Genomic DNA, 20,379 nt, shown 5'->3' on the forward strand with positions numbered 1-20,379 from the left:
CGCCGCGGCCTGTGCGCTGACGGCGTGTGCCGCTAGCGCGTGAGGCCCTGGAAAACGTTCTTGGGCCGCTGCATTTCACCGTGCTTGGCACCGAGGACGATCACCACGCCGGCGAAGACGGGGATCGCCCACTGCAGGATCTTCAACTGCTGCTGGGCCGAGCGGAGTTCCTCCGAGGCGCCGGGCTTGGGCTCGGTGGCACCTTCGGCGCCTTCGGCGGCTAGCTTGTCCACCTTCGCGCCCTGCAGACCGGAATACAGCGTCACGGCGGCACCGGCCAGGGTAACGATGGACTTGTAGACGCTCAGCCGGGTTACGCCGTCCTGCTTGGCCATCCGGCCCTTGTTCTCCCACATGATGGCGAGCCCGGAGAGCAGGTGCGCACCGAAGGCGGCCGCCTGGAAGGGGGCCCACTTCTTCCAGCCCAGGCTGGAGAGGCGGGTGCGTTCGGCCGGGTCCTTGGCTTCCGCCGTTGCTCCGTTCAGCCCGATAGCACCCATCAGCGAGCCGCCGAACCAGGCCCCCGCCGTCAGGTCGTGGATGGATCGGGCAACAAGATTTCCTGCCATGGTGAGCTTCCTATCGTCTGGGTCCGGGACTGCCGTCACCCCTTAAGGCCACGACCCGACTATGGTAAGCACACTTAGCAAAAAGTTGATAGTTCGGCGCGGGGACCGGGTCTGAGTAGACTCTGCGGCATGGAATCACCATGGCCCCGGGACCGGCCCTCCCCTGCCGGCGAGGACCCTGACGAATCCGTGGCGTACGCCGCCGACGCGTCAGATGCCGCAGATGCCGCAGAGGATGCCTCCAACAGTGCGGCCCTCGACGTCGTCGCCCGTTCCGGTTTTGCCGTGATGGCACTGCTGCACATTATTATCGGCGCGATTGCCGCGGCCCTGGCCCTGGGTTCCCCCGGCCAGGCGGAGCCCACCGGGGCGATTGAACAGCTCGCGGCCAACCCCTGGGGGCCGGCGGTTATGTGGGCGGGGTTCGTCGCGTGCGCCGGACTCGCCCTGTGGCAGCTGAGTGAGGCCACGCTGCGGGCCCGGCACCTCCCGCGCCGGGCCCGGGTTGGCAAGTTCGTTTCCTCCGGCTTCCTCAGCATCGCCTACGCCAGCGTGGGACTCAGCTTCGCCGGCTTCGCGCTGGGCAACGGGGGCGATTCCGGCGATTCGACCCGGGATTTGAGCGTCGCACTGGTGCACGGGCCATTCGGTGTGCCGGCGCTCATCGGTCTGGGCCTGACCGTGAGCGGGATCGGGGTGTACTTCATCGCCAAAGGCGCGGGGAAGAAGTTCAAGGCGGAGTTAGGCCATTTTGAGGGAACGCGCAGGGGCCATCTGATCAGCGGCTTGGGCGTTGCCGGACACATCGCCAAGGGAGTGGCGCTGATCCTGACGGGCCTGCTGTTTGTGATCGCCGCGGCCACCAATGATCCGGCCTCCGCAACCGGGCTGGACGGCAGCCTCAAAGCCCTGCTGGAGCATCAGTTCGGCCCGGTACTCTTGCTGGCCATCGGTGCCGGGTTCATCGCCTACGGGGTGTTTGCGCTGCTCCGGGCGCGCAGCGCACGGCGCCAGCGCCGCAGCGCACGGCGCCAGCGGCGTCAGCGCAGTACACGGCGTCAGCGCAGCGCACGGCGTCAGCGCAGCGCGACGACGTCGCCCTCGCGGTACAACAGGGCCCGGACCTCGGACTCGGCGGAGTCCGGCCGCTTCGGGTCGATCGTCTCCCCCGCGGCAAAGTGGTCCAGCAGCCGGGGATCTACGTAGCTTTTCCGGGCGATCGACGGAGTGTTACCGAGGACATCCGATGCATCCACCATGGCCCGGCTCACCGCGCGCTTCCGGGCTGAAACCTTTGGCTGCGGACCGCTCCGCGCCAGGCTGGCGGCGGCAGCCACCGTTCCGCGCAGGGTCCTGAAGTCTTTGGCGGTGAAGTCCTGGCCGGTGCGTTCCTTGACGTACTGGTTGATCTCGGCGCTTGACACGGGATGCCAGCTCCGTCCGTCCCGGTACGCCAGCAGGCGGGCCTTGCCGCCGCGGCGCTTGAGCTGGCGAACGACGGCGGCAAGGTCGGCGTCGTTGATCCGCGATTCCCAGGCCTGGCCGCTCTTGGCGGGGAAACTGAGCCGCAGTTCGTCCTTGCTCACGCGGACGTGGGCGCAGAGCAGCGTGGCGAGGCCGTGGCTGCCGTTCTCGTTGGTATACCGCTCCGAGCCAACCCGCAGCGAGCCGCTGTCCAGCATCCTGAAGGCGGCCGCCAGCACCCGCTCCCGGGCGAGGCCCTCGGAGCGCAGGTCCAAGGTAACGAGCCGGCGAGCGGCCGGTAGGGTTTCCGCGAGCTGCAGCGCCCGGTCAAACTTCAGCCGGTCTTTTTTCTCCCGCCAGCTTGGGTGATAGATGTACTGGCGCCGGCCGACCGCGTCCAGCCCGGTGGCCTGGATGTGCCCGTTGTCGTACGGGGCTATCCACACGTCCGTCCAGGCGGGCGGGATGCCGATGCTTGCCAGCCGATCGCGCACCTGCCCGGCAGCCAGGGTGGAGCCGTCCAGGTCCTTGTAGCTGAAGCCGGTCCCGGACGCGAGACGCCGGTAGCCGCGCCCGGACGCGTTGCTGCGACGGAGCCTCATCGGCGGGCCGCTGGCGTGAGTTGCTCATCCATGACGGTAAGCCTACTGACTACACGTCGAAAATTCCCCTCCAGGACAATCCGGGGCCAGCTGGCGGTCAGACTTCCGCGGCCACCCCGTCGCGGGAAATCCGGACCATGGCCGCACGCGGGACCACCTTGATGCGTTCGCGGGCGACCTCGACGCCGTGCGAGCCGCCGTCGGCGGTCGCCTTTTCGCCCAGGGACCGCTCGTGCTCGTCGAGCGCCAGCCAGCCTTCCCAGCCGGTGTATTGCACGCCCCGGTTCTGCAGCAGTTCGACGACGGCGTCCGGCGCGGGTGCTGCGGCCGGCGGCAGCTTTTCGAGGTCCGCCAGCAGATGCGTGACGGTTTCGAGGGCGTCGCCCTTGGTGTGCCCGATCAACCCGACCGGGCCGCGCTTGATCCAGCCCGTGGCGTAGATGCCCGGCACCCGGGCGCCGGACGCATCCAGGACCCTGCCGCCGTCGTTCGGCACAACCCCCTTGCCGTGGTCGAAGCCGACCTCGTTCAGGGCCGAACCGAAGTAGCCGATGGCGCGGTAGACGGCCTGGACCGGGTAGTCGATGATCTCACCGGTGCCGCGGGCGTTGCCGGTACCGTCCAGCGCGGTGCGCTCGAATCTGATCCCGGCGACACGGCCCGGGGCGTCCGCGTCGTCATACACTTCCACCGGGCTGTGCAGGAAGTGCAGGTGCAGGCGGCGGGAGGATGTGAGTTCGCTCAGGTCCTCCGGCTGCCCGGCGATCCAGTTGGTGAGCGTTCCCACCATGGTCTTGGTCTGGTTGTTGCTTTGGATCTGGCGGTCTGATTCGGCGTCGAACTCGAAGTCCTCGGCGTAGAGGATGATGTCGACGTCCCTGGAGTGGGAGAGTTCGCGCAGCTCCAGCGGGGTGAACTTCACCTGGGCCGGCCCGCGGCGGCCGAAGACATGGACGTCGGTGACCGGGGAGGCTTTCAGCCCGGCGTAGACATTGTCCGGGATTTCGGAGCTGAGGAGGTCGTCGGCGTGCTTGGAGAGCATCCGGGCCACGTCCAGGGCCACGTTGCCGTTGCCGATCACGGCAACTTCACTGGCTTGGAGCGGCCACTCCCGGGGGACGTCCGGGTGGCCGTCGTACCAGGAGACGAAGTCGGCGCCGCCGTAGGAGCCCTCCAGCTCGATCCCCGGAATGTTCAGGTCCGCGTCCTTGATGGCGCCGGTGGCGAAGATGACGGCGTCGTAATGCCTCTGCAGGTCCGCCAGGGACAGGTCAGTGCCGTAGTCCACGTTGCCGAAAAAGCGGATGTCGCCGCGGTCCAGGACCTTGTGCAGGGCGTTGACGATGCCCTTGATGCGCGGGTGGTCCGGTGCCACGCCGTAGCGGATCAGCCCATAGGGTGCCGGGTAGCGGTCGAAGAGGTCGATGCTCACCGTAAGCCCACCGCTCTTGACCGCCTCGCTTTTGGTGAGGATGTCCGCGGCGTACACACCGGCGGGTCCGGAGCCGACAATGGCGATGCGCAGCGGGCGAGCGGCAGTTCCTGCAGGGCTGTTCGTTGACACGGCTGTGTTCCTTTTTTCTGTCACGGCCCAACTGACTCGCAGTTCAGGTCGTTTTGCGGGCTCATAACGACCTCAACTGCGAGTCAGTTGGGTGAGGCTACGGGTCGGGGCTACTTGGTCAGGACGCGGGGGGCGTTCGGGGAGGTGGTGCTGTAGTCCGCGGTCTTAAAGTGCGACGGCGCAAACGGGCTGACGCGGACCACGTCACCGATCACGATCACGGCGGGGTTCGCAACGCCTGCGGCCTCCGCCTGGTCCGCGATGGTCCCGAGCGTTCCGATGGTCACCCGCTGGTTGGGCAGGTATCCATTCTCTACGATGCCAACAGGTGTCCCCGGAGGCAAACCGGCGCGTGCCAGGGAAGCCGCGGACTCGCGCAACTGGCCCACGCCCATGAGCAGGATCACTGTGTGGTCGGCACGGGCCGGGACTTCGGCGAGTTCCTCGTGGCCGGTCACCACACTGAAGCCCTTGGCCAGCCCGCGGTGCGTGACCGGGATGCCGGCGGCGGCCGGAACCGAGATGGCCGAGGTGACGCCGGAAACCACCTCAACCTCGACGCCGTGCTGCCGGCAGAACTGTGCCTCCTCGCCGCCGCGGCCCAGGACGTAGGGATCGCCGCCTTTGAGCCGGACCACCCGGTGCCCGGCCAGGGCTTCATCCACCAGGATCCGGTTGATGCTGGACTGCGGGACAGGGTGGTGGCCGGGGGACTTACCGACCTCGATCACCCGAACGTCGGGGGCCAGTTCGGCCAGGAGTTCGCGCGGGCCCAGCCGGTCCGCGACAACAACGTCGGCCTGGCCCAGGAGCCGCCGGCCGCGGACGGTGATAAGTCCGGAGTCGCCGGGGCCGCCGCCCACGAGGGCCACGGAGCCCGGAGTTTCCCGCCGGCGGCGCAGCGGCAGGTCCCCGGTTTCGAGGGCGGTGGCGACGGCGTCACGCAGTGCCATGGCGCGGCGCGGGTCTCCCCCTGCGTTCACAGCGATCTTCACGTCGTCCACCACCGCGACGGCGGGCGTCCACGCGGCCGAGGCTTCGTGGTTGGAGGCGTTGACGCACCAGATGCGCTGCGCCTCGGCGTCGGCCGCTACCTGCGCGTCAACGGTGGCATCCCCGGTGGCGGTCTGGACGAACCAGACGGCGTCGACGTCGGTGCTGCGGTACGACCGCGGAGCCCAGTCGAGGAGCCCGGCGTCGGACAGCTCCGTCAGGGCCGGGCAGGCCACGGGGGCAACGGCAGTGACCCGGGCACCGGCGTCGAGCAGTCCCTTGGCGCGGCGCGCGGCGACCGGGCCGCCGCCGACCACCAGCACGGGGCGGCCGAGGAGGCGCAGCGCCGTGGGGTAAATGTCCTGAATTGCCATGCATCGACGATAGGGCGGCGTTCCAGGGTGGAACAACGGTGCGGAAACACCAGTTCATCCAGGGTAACGAGGCGTAACCTGGGGCTTCGCTGCGGTCCGGGTCATCCAGTAGCCGTCAGGGCAGCCATGGATCTATTTCACTGCGATGAGCTCGATCAGTTTGATGTCGGGGTCCTTGGCCAGCAGCTCGGGCCCGTGTTCGCCAAGGGCCGCGGGGATGGCTCCGTTGAGGTGGGCCTGCCGGTCCTCCTCGGTGTCGAACGTGTCGAAAATGCCGAAGCTGTTCTCGTTGACCCGGAAGGCATACCAGGTCCGCGTGCCGGGCTCGGCCAGAACTATCTCGCGGCCCCCGTTGAGGAAGTCCCAGACGTCGCGTTCCTTCCCCGGCTTGGCTTCGACCAGTGCCAGCACTCCGTATTTTGGCGCCACGGCTGTCTCCTTGGAATTGGGCTGGATGGGCCGCATACCGGCCTATAGCCGCGAGTGTAGGCCGGTCCCGGGGTCCGGACAAGGCGTCGCGAGGAGGATCCCGCGAGCCGCAATAAGGCGTTGCAGATAGCGGCGCAGGATAAGCCGCTCGACAAGCCAGCCCAGCGGTCCAAAGGGTGCCGAGAATTCAATCCGATCCGTCATAACGGCCCCAGCATCGTTTGACGCGAATTCGTGGACGTGGCGGAACGCCTTGAAGGGCCCCTTTACTTGCTCATCCACGAACCACGTCGGGTAGTCGAAGCTTGTCACGCGGCTGGTCATGGTCAGGGGAACGCCGAAGTGCCGTGCCCGCCAGGTCACTTCATCGCCCGCGCCGATGAGCCCCTCGGTGACCCCGGCAACGGCCCGCTCACCCGAAGAAGCCATCGTGTCCACGTGCACGTCGATGCTGCGCGCCCGGTCGAACAACTGTTCCTTGGGCAGGACGGATTCGGTGCGGCAGACGAAACTCACGGTCATGCCGTCAGTCTGCCAGATGCCAGCCCGACGGCGGAGCAGCCGCCGGCGCACCCACCAGACAACAGCAACGCGGGGTGCCGGCCTAGCGGGTACTGCCCGTGAGGAGTCCGCGGCGGCGGAGCAGCCGTTTTTCGATCGGGCCGAACACCAGCAGTTCGATCAGGATGCCGACGGCGAGGATCAGCAGGATCGCGGACATCACCATGGTCATCTCCGACAACACACGGCCCTGGTCCAGGAGTGAGCCAAGGCCAAAGCCGATGCTGCCTCCGACGGCGATGATCTCCGCGGCCATCAGCGAGCGCCAGGAGAAGGCCCAGCCTTGCTTGAGACCGCCCAGGTACCCGGGCAGTGCTGCCGGGAGGATGATCTGCAGGGCCAGTTGGACCCGGGACGCGCCCAGCACTTTTCCGACACTGCGGTACAGCGGCGGAATCTGGTCCACACCCGAAATCAGCCCGTTGATGATCGAGGGGATCGCGCCCATAAACACCACAAAGAAGACGGTGGCGTCGGTGAGGCCGAACCAGATGATGGCGGCGGGCACCCAGGCCACCGACGGCAGCACCTGCAGCCCGGAGATCAAGGGGCCGAACGCGCGCCGCAGCGGGGCGACCTGGGCCAGCAGCAGACCGACCGGGGTCGCGATGGCCACGCTGATCAGGAATCCTATGAGCCCGCGCTGCAGCGAGGTCCAGAGCGCTTCCTGCAGCTTGCCCTCTGCCCAGAGCCGGCCGAACTGGGCCATCACGTCCAGCGGGCCGGGCACCAGGTCCTGCCGCTTAAAGCCCATCAACACGTACAGCTGCCAGACAAGGATCAAGGCCACAATCGCGGCCAGCGGAAGCAGGATCCGGCTCCAGTCGACGCCCGCCCGGCGCACGGCATCGGACTGCAATGAGTCCAGGCCAGCCTCAAGCTCCCGAAGTTCGGCCGGGCCGGTGGAGGAGCGGGTCAGGGCCGCGGTGACGTGGCGGGTGTCCCCCGGCTCAACCAGGGACGATTGTTTACTTGGCATGGCGGCGGATCTCCTCGCGGAGCCGGGCGGTGATTTCGCCGGTGAGCTGGCCGGCGAGCCCGGCGTCGGTGCGCTGCTCTTCGCTGACTTGCCACTCCCGCACCACGCGGCCGGGCCGGGAGGAGAGCAGCAGCACGCGCTGGCCCAGCCGGACGGCTTCGCGGACGTTGTGGGTGACAAAAATGATGGTGCGGCCGGTTTCCTTCCATATCCGCTCCAGCTCATCGTGCAGCAGGTCGCGGGTGATCGCGTCCAGGGCTGCAAAAGGTTCGTCCATCAGGAGCAGCTGCCGGTCCTGGGCGAGCGAGCGGGCCAGGGCCACCCGCTGCCGCATGCCGCCGGAGAGCTCGTGCGGGCGTTTGTCCCCCGAGCCGGCCAGGTGCACCAGGTCCAGGAGGTCGTCGGCTTTGATCCGGCGCGCGGCTTTCCCGACGCCGCGCAGCTTCAGTGCCAGCTCGATGTTTTCCCGGGCCGTGAGCCAGGGGAAGAGTGCCGCGTCCTGAAACATCAACGCGGCGCCGTCGCTCGGCACCTCCAGGGCGCCCGACGTCGGGGCCTCCAGTCCCGCCATAATGTTCAGCAGGGTGGACTTGCCGCAGCCGGAGGCACCGAGCAGGGCGACGAATTCGCCCTGCCCGATGCTGGCGTTGACGTCATCCAGCACCGGGGCGCTGTCGCCGAAGCGCTTGCCCAGGTGTTCGAGTACGACTGGCATGGTCAGGTCCTATCTTGTTGGGGCGGAGCCGGTGCCGGGAACCGGCTGGTCCCTGCCCAATCCGGGTGCGGAGATCTTCGTCCCCGTGGCATCCCCGCCCAGGACCCTGTTCAGGGCAGTGAGCTCGAAGATGCCGCTGATGTCGGCCTGGGTGGTGGTTCCGGCCGCAACCCCGTCCTGGAGCAGCTTTTTGTAGGTTCCGGCGAGCGGGTCGACAGTGAAGACGATGTTCGTGAGCGACCGGTCAATCACATCGGCGGGCAGGGCGGCGCCGGCGGAGTCCTTGAGCGCGGCGTTGAGGACCGCGGCCTTCTCCGCGGCGGGGGCGGCGTTGAGCCAGTCCACGGATTCGACGTGGCCCTTCAGCAGGGCCGTGACGGTGCCGGGGTGCTCGGCGGCAAACTTCTTGTTGACGATCAGGACGGTGGTGGGGAACTCGCCGGGCTTCCCTGACAGTGCCCCGTCCCAGAGTTCCTTTTCGTCAACGAGGACTTTCGCGCCGGCTTGGAGCACCAGGCGGGAAGCCCAGGGCTCCGGCAGCCACGCGCCGTCGAGCTTGCCGTCCTGGAACAGCTTGAACGTCTGCGCGTTCTCGGTGGGGTTGATCGCGACGTCGCCGCTGCCGTCGGTGTTGGTCCGGTAGCCCTGCGTGCCCAGCCAGGCGCGCAGGGCCACGTCCTGAGTGCCGCCGAGCTGCGGCGTCGCGAGCTTCTTGCCGGCCAGGTCCGCAGCCGAGGTGATTTCGGGTTTGACCACCAGCTGGGCTCCACCGGATGCGGCACCGGCGATGATGCTGATCGATTCGCCTTTGCTCTTGACGTAGGAGTTGATGGCCGGGTTGGGGCCGATGTAGGTGGCGTCAAGGGCGCCGGCGTTGAGGGCCTCGATCGCGGCCGGGCCGGCGTTGAACGCCTGGGTGCTGAGCTTGGTCCCGCCGAGGTTTTTGGCAATGAAGCCCTTGTTGACGCCTACGAGGGCCGGGGCGTGGGTGATGTTGCCGAAGTAACCGAGCCGCAGTTCTGCGGCGGGGGTGTCGGAAACCGCCGCTGCGGGGGCGGCTTCAGTGTTGCGGGACGCCGTCGAAGCCACGGCAGCACCTGCCCCGATCAGCAGCACGAGGCCGGCAGCCAGGCTGATCTCCAGCGTGCGCTTGCGCCTGGGCATAGCAGCTTCACCGGCGACGATCCGGGTGGTTCCGGGACTCTTCCCGGTGGCGTAGGAGATCCGATCCGTAGGTGTCATTGGTTCACCATAGGGACCGCCCGGGACAGGGTTCAACGGTCCGGAAACCCGGGGTCATGCGGGTTCATGCGGCGTCACATGTGAGCGAGGCTCCCGCTGCGGCCGGAGAAGACGGCCGGACCGGTGGGACCGTCAGAGTGCCGCGAAGATGTCGGCCAGCAGCGGCGCGCCGGACTGGCGGGGTGGCCAGGCGAGCACGTACGACTCCCGGCCCAGGACCCGCAACTGCTGTTCACGGGTGAGCGTGTCAGCCATGATGACGTGCCGCTGGGTCCGGTGCTCCCGCAGGCCGGCAAGGACGTTGCCTGCCACGGCGCGCGTATCGACTTCCACGCCGATGGTCTCGTCCGGCACCGGGCGCAAGTGGTAAACGCGCTCCCGGTCCCACGGCTCCAGGCCGTGCTTGAGGCGTGCCATGTTCCAGCGCAGGAACGTAGATGCGCGCATCGCGCCGTGGAGCAGCCGTTCCATCCCGGCGCCACCTTCGCTGCGGACCTGGTGAAAGGCGGTGTCGGCGGCCCGCCCGGTGGCAATGTGATCGGGGTGTCCAGTGATGCCATCCGGGCCAAAGGTACACACCACCCCCGGCCGCTCCTCCCGCAAGATCCGCGCGACCCTTCCCGCGAGCTCCGCCAACGGCACAGCCGCCACCCCGCCGTCCGGGTAGCCAAGCCAGTTATGCCGGTCCGGGGGCCGGCCGTGGGCCTGCCACCCGGAGTCGTCCTCCCGGCGCCGGAATTCGCCCAATCCCCCGGCTGGAACCTCGACGCCGGGCGCGATCTCCCCGGCGCCGCCGTCGGTGGCGTGAATCAGGATGAACCGGAACTCCGGATTTCGGGCATACAAGGCCACGGTGCCGGCCAGTCCATACGCGTCGTCATCGGGGTGCGCCATAACAGCTGGTCAGCGGCGAATTCGCCGGAAACCTGCGGGGTCGCCGGAAGTTTGCGGCGACCCCGCAGGTTTCCGGCGACCTGGCAGGCAGTCGGCGGAGCGGCCCTCAGATCGAGTAGCGTTCGTCCTCGTGGTCGCCGGGGTGGTCCTTGACGAGGCCGGCGGCGAGGGTGTTGCCGTCCTGCGGATCGATTACCAGGAACGCGCCGGTGCGGCGGTGGTTCCCGTAGTTCTCCAACGGCAGCGGAGCGGAGAGCCGCAGCTGGGCGTGGCCGATGTCGTTGAGGTCAAGGGTGGTGGTGGGCTCCAGCTGGAAGTCGGCGAGGTCCAGTTTTCCGGTCACGTTGCGCACCAGTGCCTGGACGGTGCGGGTGCCGTGTTTGACCAGCACCTTGGCTCCCTCGCGGAGCGGCTTCGGCGAGAGCCAGCACAGCGCGGCGTAGAGGTCAGCCGAAGCTTGCGGTATTTTGCCACCGCCAGGCCCCGCCGCCGCAATCGTGTCGCCGCGGGCGACGTCGAACTCGTCGGCGAGGCGCAGCGCGACGGACTGCGGGGCCACAGCCTCCCTCAGTACCTGCCCGGCGAAGTCAATGCCAGCCACGGTCGTGGTGCGCGTTGCCTGCCCCGGAGTCAGGACGCTGACCCGGTCCCCCAGCTTCACCGAGCCTTCGGTGATCTGCCCGGCGTAGGCACGGTAATCCCGGTACGCAGCGGGATCAAGACCACCGGCGACGGCGTCCGGAGCGAGTGCGCCCTGCGGCCGGATGACCAGTTGGACCGGGAAACGGAAGCTTTCCAGGTGGCTTTCGATTTCGTCGGCGGCGGGCAGGGTCTCCAGGACTTCCAGCAGCGCCGGGCCGAAGTACCAAGGCGTGCGCTCGGAACGGTCCACAACGTTGTCCCCGTCGAGCGCGGAGACCGGGATGACGATGAGGTCAGCGATGCCATCGGAACCGAGCCCCAGCTCCCGGCCCACCCGCTGCACGTCCGCTTCGAGTTCGCGGAACACGGCCTCGCTGAAGTCCACCAGGTCGATTTTGTTCACGGCGACGATCACGTGCGCCACCCGGAGCAGCTGCAGCACGGACATATGCCGGCGGGTCTGCTCCAGGACCCCCTTGCGGGCGTCGATAAGCACAACAACGGCGTCCGCAGTGGACGCGCCGGTCACCGTGTTTTTGGTGTACTGCACGTGGCCGGGGCAGTCCGCGAGGATAAAGCTGCGGCGGTCCGTGGCGAAGTACCGGTAGGCGACGTCGATGGTGATGCCCTGCTCCCGCTCGGCGCGCAGGCCGTCGGTCAGCAGGGCCAGGTCAATGGCCTGTGTGCCGGTGGCGCCTGCCCCGCCGAACCCGCGGTCCGCGGAGGTGCGGGCAACGGCGTCGAGCTGATCGGCGAGGATCGCCTTCGAGTCATGCAGGAGCCGGCCCACCAGGGTGGACTTGCCGTCATCGACCGAGCCGGCAGTGGCGAAGCGGAACAGCGTGGCGGGCAGCGCCGCGGATGCCAGGTCCAGGCCCGGGATAAGAGTTTCCGTGCTCATTAGAAATAGCCATCCTTCTTGCGGTCTTCCATGGCGGCCTCGGAAATGCGGTCATCGGCCCGGGTGGCGCCACGTTCGGTGATGGTGGAAGCGGCAACTTCGATGACAACGTCGCGCACGGTGGCGGCAGCCGATTCGACGGCGCCGGTGCAGGACATATCGCCGACGGTCCGGTAGCGCACGGTCTTGGTGATGACCTCTTCGTCATCGCGGGGCCCGGAGACCTCGCCGACCGCACGCCACATGCCGTCGCGGGCAAAAACTTCGCGGCGGTGGGCGTAATACAGGCCCGGCAGCTCAATGTCTTCCCGCTCGATGTAGCGCCAGATGTCCAGCTCCGTCCAGTTGCTGATCGGAAAGGCCCGGACGTGCTGGCCCACGGTGTGCCGGCCGTTGTACAGGTTCCACAGCTCGGGCCGTTGGTTGCGCGGATCCCACTGGCCGAACTCGTCGCGCAGGCTCAGGATTCGTTCCTTGGCCCGGGCCTTGTCCTCGTCCCGGCGGCCGCCGCCGAAGACGGCGTCGAATTTGTTGCGCTGGATCGCGGCCAGCAGCGGCACAGTCTGCAGCGGATTGCGGGTGCCGTCGGCACGCTCGGCCAGCTCGCCGGAATCGATGAACTCCTGGACGGAGCCGACGACAAGCTTGAGGCCCAGCCGCTGCACGGTCCGGTCGCGGAACTCGATAACCTCGGGGAAGTTGTGCCCGGTGTCTACGTGCAGCACCGGGAACGGAACTTTCCCGGGCCAGAACGCTTTGGTGGCCAGGTGCAGCATCACCACGGAATCCTTGCCGCCGGAGAACAGCAGTGCCGGCTTCTCAAACTCGGCAACAACCTCGCGGATGATGTGGATCGCCTCGGACTCCAATGTGTCCAAAGACGACAGGTGGGCCGCGCGCGGAGCCGCGGAACTCAGGTCACCCGGCGGCAGAGCCGGAGCAGCAGATGCCGCCCCGGGAGTGGCATCGGGCCTGTCGGAGCGGGACGCGATGCTGCTTGCAGCATCGCCGTCCCGCGCAGGGGCGGGGGCGGCATCTGCTGTGGAGGCGTAGCCGGCCACGAAAGTCTCAACATTACTCATACGTGTAGTCCGCATTCTGTCTTGTCGGTTCCTGCCCAGCGTCCGGCGCGGGGGTCATCACCCGGCGCCACTTTGCGGGTGCAGGGCTGGCAGCCAATGGACGGGTAGCCCTGCGACAGCAAGGGGTTGACGGGCAGGAGACTCTCGTCGGAAAACTGGACCAATTGGTCGAAGCTCCAGGCGGCGACCGGGTTGACCTTGACCAGGCCGTTGGTTTCGTCCCAGCTGACCAGCGGGGTGTTGGTGCGGGTGGGGGCCTCGTCGCGGCGGACGCCGGTGAACCAGAGTTCGTAACCGGCGAGGGTACGGCGCAACGGCGCGACTTTGCGCAGCGCACAGCACTGGGCGGGGTCGCGGGCGAAGAGGTCCTTGCCCAGGAGCCGGTCCTGCTGCTCCACGGTGTTCTCCGGCAGCACGTCGACGACGTTAACGCGCAGGTTCGCTGCCACCTCGTTGCGCGTCGCGTAGGTATCCGGGAAGTGGTACCCGGTCTCCAGGAAGAGGACGTCGACGCCGGGAAGCTGGTCTGAGACGAGCGCGGGGAGGACGGCGTCGGCCATGGAGCAGGCGACGGCGACGGCGGGCAGCTCGAAGTGCCGCGCCGCCCAGGCAATAACCTCCCGCGCCGCGGCGTCCCAGCCGAGCTCGGCGGCACCGGACTCGGCGAGCATCCTAAGCTCCTCGTGGCTGCGCAGCGGTTGGGGGCTCACTGCAGATCACCCTCCTCGGCGGCGAAGGCCCACTCGGCGAACGTCTGGCCCTCGGAGTGGTCGGCCACGAACTTCCGGACCACACGCTCCACGTAATCGGTCAGGTCTCCGGCGGTGACCTTGAGGCCGCGGACGGTGCGTCCCAGGCCCGCTTCCTCGCGGTCGAGGGAAGCCAGCCCGCCGCCAAGATGGACCTGGAAACCCGGGGTGGGGTCGCCGTCGGGTGTGGGAAGCATCATGCCCTTAAGGCCGATGTCGGCCGTCTGGATCCGGGCGCAGGAGTTGGGGCAGCCGTTGATGTGCAGCGACAGTGCCTGCGGGATCTGCCGGGACTCAACGAGGTCGGCGAGGCGGCGTTCCAGCTCCGCGACGGCGGTGGCCGCGGTTACCTTGGTTTCGACGATGGCGAGCTTGCAGTATTCGATGCCGGTGCAGGCGATGGTGCCGCGGCGGAACACGGAGGGCCTAACGGAGAGGCCCAAGGCGTCCAGTTCCGCGACGAGCGGTTCCACCTGGTCCTTGGCCACGTCGAGGACCACGAGCTTCTGGTGCGGTGTGGTGCGCAGCCGCCGCGAGCCGCGGGCTTCCAGGGTGTCAGCGAGCGTGACCAGCTGGCTGCCGGAGAGCCGGCCGGCCAGCGGGGTGGCGCCGATGAAGAACCTGCCGTCCTTCTGTTCGTGCACGCCGATGTGGTCCCCCGGGCTGGACGGCTTGGGCGCGGCGGGGCCGTCGTCGAGTTGGTAGCCGAGGTATTCCTCCTCGAGGACCTGGCGGAACTTCACCGGCCCCCAGTCGGCCAGCAGGAACTTCAGCCGCGCCTTGGTGCGCATCCGCCGGTAGCCGTAGTCGCGGAAGATGCTGGTGACGCCGAGCCAGACGTCGGCCGCCTGATCCGGGCGGACGAACGCGCCCAGCCGCTTGCCCAGCATGGGGTTGGTGGAGAGCGCTCCGCCCACCCAAAGGTCGTAGCCGATCCCGAGCTCCGGGTGGACCAGGCCCACAAGTGCGACGTCGTTGATTTCGTGGACCACGTCCTGGCTGGGGTGGCCGGTGATGGCGGTCTTGAATTTGCGCGGCAGGTTGGCAAGTTCCGGGTCGCCGATGAAGCGCTCGGCGAGCTCGTGGATCAGCGGCGTCGGGTCGATGATCTCGTCCTTGGCGATGCCGGCGACCGGTGAGCCGAGGATAACGCGGGGAACGTCGCCGCAGGCTTCGGTGGTGGACAGGCCCACCGATTCGAGCCGGCGCCAGATCTCCGGGACGTCCTCGACCCGGATCCAGTGCAGCTGGATGTTCTGCCGGTCGGTGAGGTCGGCCGAGCCGCGCGCAAAGTCGACGGAGATCTGGCCGATGACACGGAGCTGTCCGGTGCTCAGCGCGCCGCCGTCGATCCGCACGCGCAGCATAAAGTACTTGTCTTCGAGCTCGTGCGGCTCAAGGGTGGCGGTCTTGCCGCCGTCGATCCCGGGCTTGCGCTGGGTGTAGAGGCCCCACCAGCGGAAGCGTCCGTGCAGGTCGGTGCCGTCGATCGAATCGAAGCCGTGTTTGGCGTAGACGGACTCGATGCGCTCGCGGACGTTCAGGCCGCTGTCTTCCTGCTTCCAGGTTTCGTTGGCGTTCAGCGGCGCGGTGCCGTCGACTTTCCACTGCCCGTGCGGCTTTGCGGCGGGGCGGGAGGTGCGGCGCTTGGTGCGGCTTGGGTCAGCCTGGTCCGGGGACGCTCCGGCTAGAGCTGTATCAGTCATGGATCGACTGTAGGGCGGCCCGTAATGACGTCACAAAGGCTCAGAAACGCGGGGTCACCTTGGGCAACAAATCGTCACGAAGCATCGGCGAGCCTTGAAGTGGCACTGCCGCTGTGTATGTCCGGGGCAGAATTCCGGCGCCCTCCCGGGCCATTGCGACGGCGCTGGCGGAGCCGGTTCAGGTGCCTGCCGCGAGGGCGGCATCGTAGCGTTCCAAGGCAATTTCCGCGAGCACCGGTGACGGCAAAAGTGCTGCCGTGACCAGGTCAGCGCCGGCCTTGGCAAGCTGGTCGTGGAAGAATCCCGGGGCCAGCAGGTACGCGGCGATGACCACGCGGCCACCCAGGTCCACTGCTCCGGCGGACTCCCCCGCGCCTGCTCCGCCTGCAGCTTCCGCACGGAGCATGGCCACAGCCTCAGGCACTGACGGCTTCGCGGCCGAGCCGTACGCGGCCACGATCCGGTTCGAACGCAGGGTGCGGAGCTGGCCCGCGAGTTCCTCGACGTTCTGCGCCGCGGTGGGGTCGGAGGAACCCGCTGCTGCGAGGACCACGGCGTCGTTGTCGGTGACGCCGGCTTCCCGCAGCCGCCGGTCCAGCAGGGCTGCGAGGCGGTGATCGGGTCCCAGCGGAGCGGCGGCGCGGGTGCCGGCGCGGTCCTTCGCCGCCCGGGCGATGTCGACCTTGACGTGGTACCCGACGCTTAGCAGCAGCGGAACAACGACGGCGGTCGCCCCGGCCGGCAGGCCCGCGACGACGGCCGGCAGATCGGGGTCCTGGACATCGACATAGGCCTCGCGGACGTCGAGCCCCGGGCGCAGCGCGGCTATCCCGTCCCGGAGGGCGTTGACTTCGGCGGCGCCCGCGGTGCTGGAGGTGCCGTGGGCGCAGGCGATCAGGATGGGGCTATTCATAGCCGTTAGCGTAACCTTGGAGCCGCCCTATCCGCCCTCACGAGACTCGACCGGGACCCTCCATGACTCTTTCCTTCAGCCTTGTCCTGGTCTGGCTGGACCTCGCCGGTGTCTTTTTCTTCGCGGTCTCCGGCTCCCTGCTCGCGGCCCGCAAGCAGTTCGACATCATCGGTTCCCTGCTGCTGGCCTCCGTGGTGAGCCTGGGCGGCGGCGTCATCCGTGACATCATCATCACCGCCGGACCGCCCGCCGCATTCACCAACCCGGCATACCTGATGCCACCGTTGCTCGCCGCCGTGCTGGTGTACTTCCTGTTCTCCAGCGTCCAGCGTTTCACCTCGCTACTGGTCCTCTTTGATGCCGGCGGACTGGCGCTGTTCTGCATTACCGGCACCCTCAAGGCCTTGTCAGCCGGGATGCACCCCGTTGCGGCGCTGCTCCTAGGGGTCACGACGGCGGTGGGCGGCGGCCTGCTCCGGGACATCACGGCCAATGTGGTCCCACAGCTGTTCGACCCCAAGGATCTTTATGCGCTGCCTGCTTTTGCGGGCGCAACCCTGACCATGGTCCTCTCCGTCACCGGCACCTTTAACGCGGCAACCGGCGGAGCCGTGGCAGCCGTCGTCTTCGCCTTCCGGGTCACGGCCTGGCGGCGGCAGTGGCACGTCCCGCTGGCGGTCCGCGGGTGGCACCGGCTCAGCCTGGACACAGCGGATGGCGGGGCCAAGGATTAGCTAGGATAAGAACCATGACTGACATGTTCCTCGAGAAGTTCCGCGCGCTTGTTCCGAAGTATCTCGAAGACGAATGGCAGGAAGAGGATGGCCTCCCGGCCGATGAGGTGGATGCGGCCCTCGCCGAGCACCAGTTCCAGGTTCCGCTGGTCCTTCGGGAGTTCTACCTCGCCGTCGGCGGCTGCGAGGACATCATGGAGGCGTACCACTATTTCTGGGACCCCGAAGAGCTCGAAGTTGACGACGAAGGCTTCCTGATGTTCCTTGAGGACGAGGAGGAACAGTTCACCTGGGGTTTCCGGGTCGGCGACCTCAGCGTTCCGGACCCGATCGTGTACCGCCGCAACAACGCCCGCGGCCAGTGGAAGAGCGAGGAAGGCACTTTCTCCGAGTTCGTCTTTGACATGTTCGAGTGGGCTTTCAACGACGAGGACGAGGACTAGGCGGGACCGGTTCCGGTCCAGCCGCCAATTCTCCCCAGCTTTGGCAGGACTGTCCGGCGTGCCGCACTTGCCCCCGCGGTCCAGCTTGAAGGGGGGAACCTCGGCCCGGACAAGCCCTCAACATCTCGTGACAAACGATTTACAGGCACGCTAGACAGCATGACATTTTTGTCATAAGCTCGTTTCTGGGTTCACTAAATGCCTCCGGTGAATCTGATGCGAACGGAGAAATGGCCCCGGCTCGGCACAACGGATGTCCTAAAACGTTGTGAGGAACCGGGGCCATTCCGTTTAATCCGGGACAGCCCGGGTGCGGCTGCCGGCAGCCAGGATCAGCAGGCAGCAGGCCGCAGGCACGATCAGCTGGCGCGGTCCACCACGGCCAGCGCAAAGCTGGCCAGCGAGCTCTTCACCACACCCTCGGGCAGCGGCGCCAGGGCCGCAATCGCCTCGTCGGCCCAGGCACGTGCTACCACCCAGGATTCCGCCGTCACGGCGTGTTCCCGGAGGCCGGCGACCGCCGCCGCGAGGGACTCATCGGAGCTGAGGTCGCCGTCGATGAGCTCCAGGAGCTCGACGGCGGACTGGTCGCCGCTCGCGGCCGCCTTCCGCAGCAGGAGGACGGGAAGCGTCGGCACACCCTCGCGCAGGTCGGTGCCCGGGGACTTGCCGGACTTGACCTTGACGCCGGTGACGTCAATGACGTCGTCGGCAAGCTGGAAGGCCACACCCACTTTCTCGCCGTACTCAACCAGCATCGGCTCGTAGGCTTCATCGGCTCCGGAGAAGATCGCGCCCAGCTGTCCGGAAGCGGCCACCAGCGAGCCGGTTTTGTCCGCGATGACCGAGAGGTAGTGCTCCACGGCGTCCTCGTCCGGGCGCGGGCCAACGGTTTCGTGAAGCTGGCCCAGGCAGAGCCGCTCAAAGGTACGGGCCTGGATGCCGAGCGCCCTGGATCCAAGTTCGGAGACCAGGATGGACGCGCGGGCAAAGATCAGGTCGCCGGTCAGCACGGCGACGGAGTTGCCCCAGACCTCATGCGCGGTGGGGGCCCCGCGGCGGAACGGCGCGGAGTCCATCACATCGTCGTGGTAGAGCGTCGCCAGATGGGTCAGCTCAACGACGACGGCGGCCTGCACCACAGCCGGCCGGGAGGCGTCACCCAGGTGTGCGCACAGCAAGGTCAGCAGCGGACGGATCCGTTTGCCGCCGGCTTCCACGAGGTGGCGCGACGTTGCATCGGCCAGCGGATCAGAGTTGGCAATGGCTTCACGCAGCTTCTTCTCCACCCGGGCCAGGTTGGTGGTGATCGCGGGGCCGAGGTCGGCGTCCCCGGCAATCGCGGCAAAGCCTGCCGGCAGCTGCAAACCGGTGGCGATCGCGGTGGTGTTGAGGTCGGGTTCCGAGCTCGGCAGGCCGTGCCCGGCGTGCGTCCAGCTTTGGTCTGCAGAGTTGATCACGGGTTAACCCTAACTTTTGTTGCGGAATCCGCGGAGTTGGCGCTGGAATGCGGTGAAGCGTCAGCGCCGGAATGGCCTTGGTTGGACGTTGCCGGAACCAGCGATTCCAAGACCCGGATGGCACGGTCCTCGAAACCCTTGGCCGCGGGATCGGTCAGGTTGGCCAGCAAACGCACCACAAAACGCATCAGGACAGGGATGGGCATGCCCGTCCGCAGTGCCAGTTTCATCACAGCCGGCTTGCCGATCAGGGCAGCAAAGGCCCTGCCCAGGGTGAAGTGCGAACCCCACTGGTCCCGCACGTAATCCGCATACCGTGCGAGGTGCGCGTCGGCGTCTGTCCCGCCGGCTGATGCGGAGCGGGCGGCGGCGTCGATGATGAACTCGGCAGCGAAACGGGCGGACTCCATGGCATAGGAAATGCCCTCCCCGTTGAACGGGGAGACCATACCGCCGGCGTCGCCGAGCAGGAGCAGCCCCGGCGAGTAGTGCGGGGTGCGGTTGAAGCCCATCGGCAGGGCAGCGCCGCGGATCTCGCCCACTTGGTTCTCGGGGGTGAATCCCCACTCCGCGGGCATGCCCGCGGTCCATTCGCGCAGCACCTGTTTGTAGTCCAGTCTGCCGAATTCCTTGGACGAGTTCAGGATGCCGAGGCCAACGTTGGAGGTGCCGTCGCCGACGCCGAACACCCAGCCGTAGCCGGGCAGCAGCTTTCCGTCGCGCCCCGGAAGCTCCAGCCAGCCTTCCATCCAGTCGTCGTTGTGCCGCGGGCTGGTGAAGTAGGTTCGGACGGCGACGCCGAGCGGCCGGTCATCGCGCTTCCGGATGCCCAGGGACACGGCGGTGCGGCTGGAGTTGCCGTCCGCGGCGAGGACGACGTCGGCGCTGAAGTCACGGGTTTCGCCGGTCTTGCGCCCGGCATCGTCCAGCAGCGCGGCCCGGACCCCGGTGACGCGGCCGTCGTCGGAGCGCAGCGCCTCGGTGACACTGTGCCGTTCCAGCACAACGGCGCCCGCGGACTGGGCGTGCCGGGCCAGTTCCTCATCGAAGCCTAGGCGGGTCCGGATCAGCCCGTACTGCGGGAAATCGGAGACCTCGGGCCAGGGAAGTTCGATGCTGCGCCCGCCGGCAAGCAGGCGCAGGCCCTTGTTGCGGCGCCAGCCCTCCGCTTCGGGGTGCGGCAGGCCAAGCTTCTGGATCTCGCGGACGGCCCGGGGGGTGAGCCCGTCGCCGCAGACCTTTTCGCGGGGGAAACTGGTCTTCTCCAGGACCGTGACGTCGATGCCGGCTTGGGCCAGGTAGTAGGCGGCGGTGGACCCGGCCGGACCGGCTCCGACGATCAGTACTTTCACGGCAGCGGCGA

General features: G+C 67.8%; 19 protein-coding genes and 1 pseudogene. 3 read left to right on the forward strand and 17 right to left on the reverse strand.

Annotation, left to right across the window (positions count from 1 at the left end):
* Nucleotides 1-32 precede the first annotated feature (32 nt).
* On the reverse strand, nucleotides 33-569 hold the full coding sequence (locus tag QI450_RS13185; RefSeq protein WP_226775690.1) for a hypothetical protein: 537 nt from the start codon (nucleotides 567-569) through the stop codon (nucleotides 33-35).
* 288 nt (nucleotides 570-857) lie between these two features.
* On the opposite strand from QI450_RS13185, the pseudogene QI450_RS13190 reads away from it, so the two are divergent.
* A pseudogene (locus QI450_RS13190) lies at nucleotides 858-1,568 on the forward strand (DUF1206 domain-containing protein); the annotation flags it as partial.
* A gap of 77 nt (nucleotides 1,569-1,645) precedes the next feature.
* Here the strand turns inward: QI450_RS13190 and QI450_RS13195 are convergent.
* From QI450_RS13195 to QI450_RS13260, 14 genes are all read right to left on the reverse strand, one after another.
* On the reverse strand, nucleotides 1,646-2,635 hold the full coding sequence (locus QI450_RS13195; protein WP_226775691.1) for a DNA topoisomerase IB: 990 nt from the start codon (nucleotides 2,633-2,635) through the stop codon (nucleotides 1,646-1,648).
* A gap of 97 nt (nucleotides 2,636-2,732) precedes the next feature.
* Nucleotides 2,733-4,199, reverse strand: a complete 1,467-nt coding sequence (locus QI450_RS13200; RefSeq protein WP_226775692.1) for an FAD-dependent oxidoreductase — start codon at nucleotides 4,197-4,199, stop codon at nucleotides 2,733-2,735.
* 110 nt (nucleotides 4,200-4,309) lie between these two features.
* On the reverse strand, nucleotides 4,310-5,566 hold the full coding sequence (cobA, locus tag QI450_RS13205) for a uroporphyrinogen-III C-methyltransferase (RefSeq protein WP_226775693.1): 1,257 nt from the start codon (nucleotides 5,564-5,566) through the stop codon (nucleotides 4,310-4,312).
* 132 nt (nucleotides 5,567-5,698) lie between these two features.
* Nucleotides 5,699-5,995, reverse strand: coding sequence for an antibiotic biosynthesis monooxygenase (locus QI450_RS13210; RefSeq protein ID WP_226775694.1), 297 nt, complete (start codon nucleotides 5,993-5,995; stop codon nucleotides 5,699-5,701).
* 42 nt (nucleotides 5,996-6,037) lie between these two features.
* Nucleotides 6,038-6,517 (reverse strand): SRPBCC family protein, encoded by a 480-nt coding sequence (locus tag QI450_RS13215; RefSeq protein ID WP_226775695.1) that lies wholly within the window; start codon nucleotides 6,515-6,517, stop codon nucleotides 6,038-6,040.
* An 82-nt stretch (nucleotides 6,518-6,599) separates the two neighbouring features.
* A complete protein-coding gene (locus tag QI450_RS13220; protein WP_226775696.1) occupies nucleotides 6,600-7,535 on the reverse strand; it encodes an ABC transporter permease in 936 nt (311 codons plus the stop codon).
* Entirely contained in the window at nucleotides 7,525-8,250 is a 726-nt protein-coding gene (locus QI450_RS13225) for an ABC transporter ATP-binding protein (protein WP_226775697.1), read from the reverse strand. Before QI450_RS13225 ends, QI450_RS13220 begins: the two co-directional genes overlap by 11 nt.
* Nucleotides 8,251-8,259: 9 nt before the next feature.
* A complete protein-coding gene (locus QI450_RS13230; RefSeq protein WP_282468026.1) occupies nucleotides 8,260-9,492 on the reverse strand; it encodes an ABC transporter substrate-binding protein in 1,233 nt (410 codons plus the stop codon).
* A gap of 132 nt (nucleotides 9,493-9,624) precedes the next feature.
* Entirely contained in the window at nucleotides 9,625-10,386 is a 762-nt protein-coding gene (locus tag QI450_RS13235; protein WP_226775699.1) for a PIG-L family deacetylase, read from the reverse strand.
* A 106-nt stretch (nucleotides 10,387-10,492) separates the two neighbouring features.
* Entirely contained in the window at nucleotides 10,493-11,929 is a 1,437-nt protein-coding gene (locus QI450_RS13240) for a GTP-binding protein (protein WP_226775700.1), read from the reverse strand.
* A complete protein-coding gene (gene cysD / locus QI450_RS13245) occupies nucleotides 11,929-13,011 on the reverse strand; it encodes a sulfate adenylyltransferase subunit CysD (RefSeq protein WP_282468027.1) in 1,083 nt (360 codons plus the stop codon). Before cysD ends, QI450_RS13240 begins: the two co-directional genes overlap by 1 nt.
* Nucleotides 13,008-13,682 carry a phosphoadenylyl-sulfate reductase gene (locus tag QI450_RS13250; RefSeq protein ID WP_282468172.1) on the reverse strand — a complete coding sequence of 225 codons (675 nt, stop codon included), beginning with the start codon at nucleotides 13,680-13,682 and terminating at the stop codon, nucleotides 13,008-13,010. The genes cysD and QI450_RS13250 overlap by 4 nt, the downstream gene beginning before the upstream one ends.
* Nucleotides 13,683-13,717: 35 nt before the next feature.
* Entirely contained in the window at nucleotides 13,718-15,466 is a 1,749-nt protein-coding gene (locus QI450_RS13255; protein WP_226775701.1) for a nitrite/sulfite reductase, read from the reverse strand.
* Between the two features lie 178 nt (nucleotides 15,467-15,644).
* Nucleotides 15,645-16,379: a CbiX/SirB N-terminal domain-containing protein gene (locus QI450_RS13260; protein ID WP_226775702.1), complete on the reverse strand. Its 735-nt coding sequence runs from the start codon at nucleotides 16,377-16,379 to the stop codon at nucleotides 15,645-15,647.
* A gap of 62 nt (nucleotides 16,380-16,441) precedes the next feature.
* Between QI450_RS13260 and QI450_RS13265 the strand changes: the two genes are divergently transcribed.
* On the forward strand, nucleotides 16,442-17,113 hold the full coding sequence (locus QI450_RS13265) for a trimeric intracellular cation channel family protein (protein WP_226775703.1): 672 nt from the start codon (nucleotides 16,442-16,444) through the stop codon (nucleotides 17,111-17,113).
* Nucleotides 17,114-17,127: 14 nt separating this feature from the next.
* Nucleotides 17,128-17,556, forward strand: coding sequence for a hypothetical protein (locus QI450_RS13270; protein WP_226775704.1), 429 nt, complete (start codon nucleotides 17,128-17,130; stop codon nucleotides 17,554-17,556).
* 359 nt (nucleotides 17,557-17,915) lie between these two features.
* On the opposite strand, the gene QI450_RS13275 is transcribed toward QI450_RS13270, so the two are convergent.
* Both QI450_RS13275 and QI450_RS13280 read right to left on the reverse strand, forming a co-directional pair.
* Nucleotides 17,916-19,016, reverse strand: coding sequence for a polyprenyl synthetase family protein (locus QI450_RS13275; protein WP_226775705.1), 1,101 nt, complete (start codon nucleotides 19,014-19,016; stop codon nucleotides 17,916-17,918).
* A complete protein-coding gene (locus tag QI450_RS13280) occupies nucleotides 19,013-20,368 on the reverse strand; it encodes a geranylgeranyl reductase family protein (RefSeq protein ID WP_282468028.1) in 1,356 nt (451 codons plus the stop codon). The genes QI450_RS13275 and QI450_RS13280 overlap by 4 nt, the downstream gene beginning before the upstream one ends.
* Between the last annotated feature and the right edge of the window lie 11 nt (nucleotides 20,369-20,379).

The organism is Arthrobacter sp. EM1 (assembly GCF_029964055.1).
Taxonomy (GTDB): Bacteria; Actinomycetota; Actinomycetes; order Actinomycetales; family Micrococcaceae; genus Arthrobacter.

Excerpts from the sequence above, each read along its gene's own strand:
- QI450_RS13260 (WP_226775702.1), bottom strand. The coding sequence starts at position 16,379 with ATGAATAGCCCCATCCTGATCGCCTGCGCCCACGGCACCTCCAGCACC.
- QI450_RS13255 (WP_226775701.1), bottom strand. The coding sequence starts at position 15,466 with ATGACTGATACAGCTCTAGCCGGAGCGTCCCCGGACCAGGCTGACCCA.
- QI450_RS13220 (WP_226775696.1), bottom strand. The coding sequence starts at position 7,535 with ATGCCAAGTAAACAATCGTCCCTGGTTGAGCCGGGGGACACCCGCCAC.
- QI450_RS13235 (WP_226775699.1), bottom strand. The coding sequence starts at position 10,386 with ATGGCGCACCCCGATGACGACGCGTATGGACTGGCCGGCACCGTGGCC.
- QI450_RS13250 (WP_282468172.1), bottom strand. The coding sequence starts at position 13,682 with ATGCTCGCCGAGTCCGGTGCCGCCGAGCTCGGCTGGGACGCCGCGGCG.
- QI450_RS13225 (WP_226775697.1), bottom strand. The coding sequence starts at position 8,250 with ATGCCAGTCGTACTCGAACACCTGGGCAAGCGCTTCGGCGACAGCGCC.
- QI450_RS13195 (WP_226775691.1), bottom strand. The coding sequence starts at position 2,635 with ATGAGGCTCCGTCGCAGCAACGCGTCCGGGCGCGGCTACCGGCGTCTC.
- QI450_RS13270 (WP_226775704.1), top strand. The coding sequence starts at position 17,128 with ATGACTGACATGTTCCTCGAGAAGTTCCGCGCGCTTGTTCCGAAGTAT.
- cobA (WP_226775693.1), bottom strand. The coding sequence starts at position 5,566 with ATGGCAATTCAGGACATTTACCCCACGGCGCTGCGCCTCCTCGGCCGC.
- QI450_RS13185 (WP_226775690.1), bottom strand. The coding sequence starts at position 569 with ATGGCAGGAAATCTTGTTGCCCGATCCATCCACGACCTGACGGCGGGG.
- QI450_RS13230 (WP_282468026.1), bottom strand. The coding sequence starts at position 9,492 with ATGACACCTACGGATCGGATCTCCTACGCCACCGGGAAGAGTCCCGGA.
- cysD (WP_282468027.1), bottom strand. The coding sequence starts at position 13,011 with ATGAGTAATGTTGAGACTTTCGTGGCCGGCTACGCCTCCACAGCAGAT.
- QI450_RS13240 (WP_226775700.1), bottom strand. The coding sequence starts at position 11,929 with ATGAGCACGGAAACTCTTATCCCGGGCCTGGACCTGGCATCCGCGGCG.
- QI450_RS13265 (WP_226775703.1), top strand. The coding sequence starts at position 16,442 with ATGACTCTTTCCTTCAGCCTTGTCCTGGTCTGGCTGGACCTCGCCGGT.
- QI450_RS13215 (WP_226775695.1), bottom strand. The coding sequence starts at position 6,517 with ATGACCGTGAGTTTCGTCTGCCGCACCGAATCCGTCCTGCCCAAGGAA.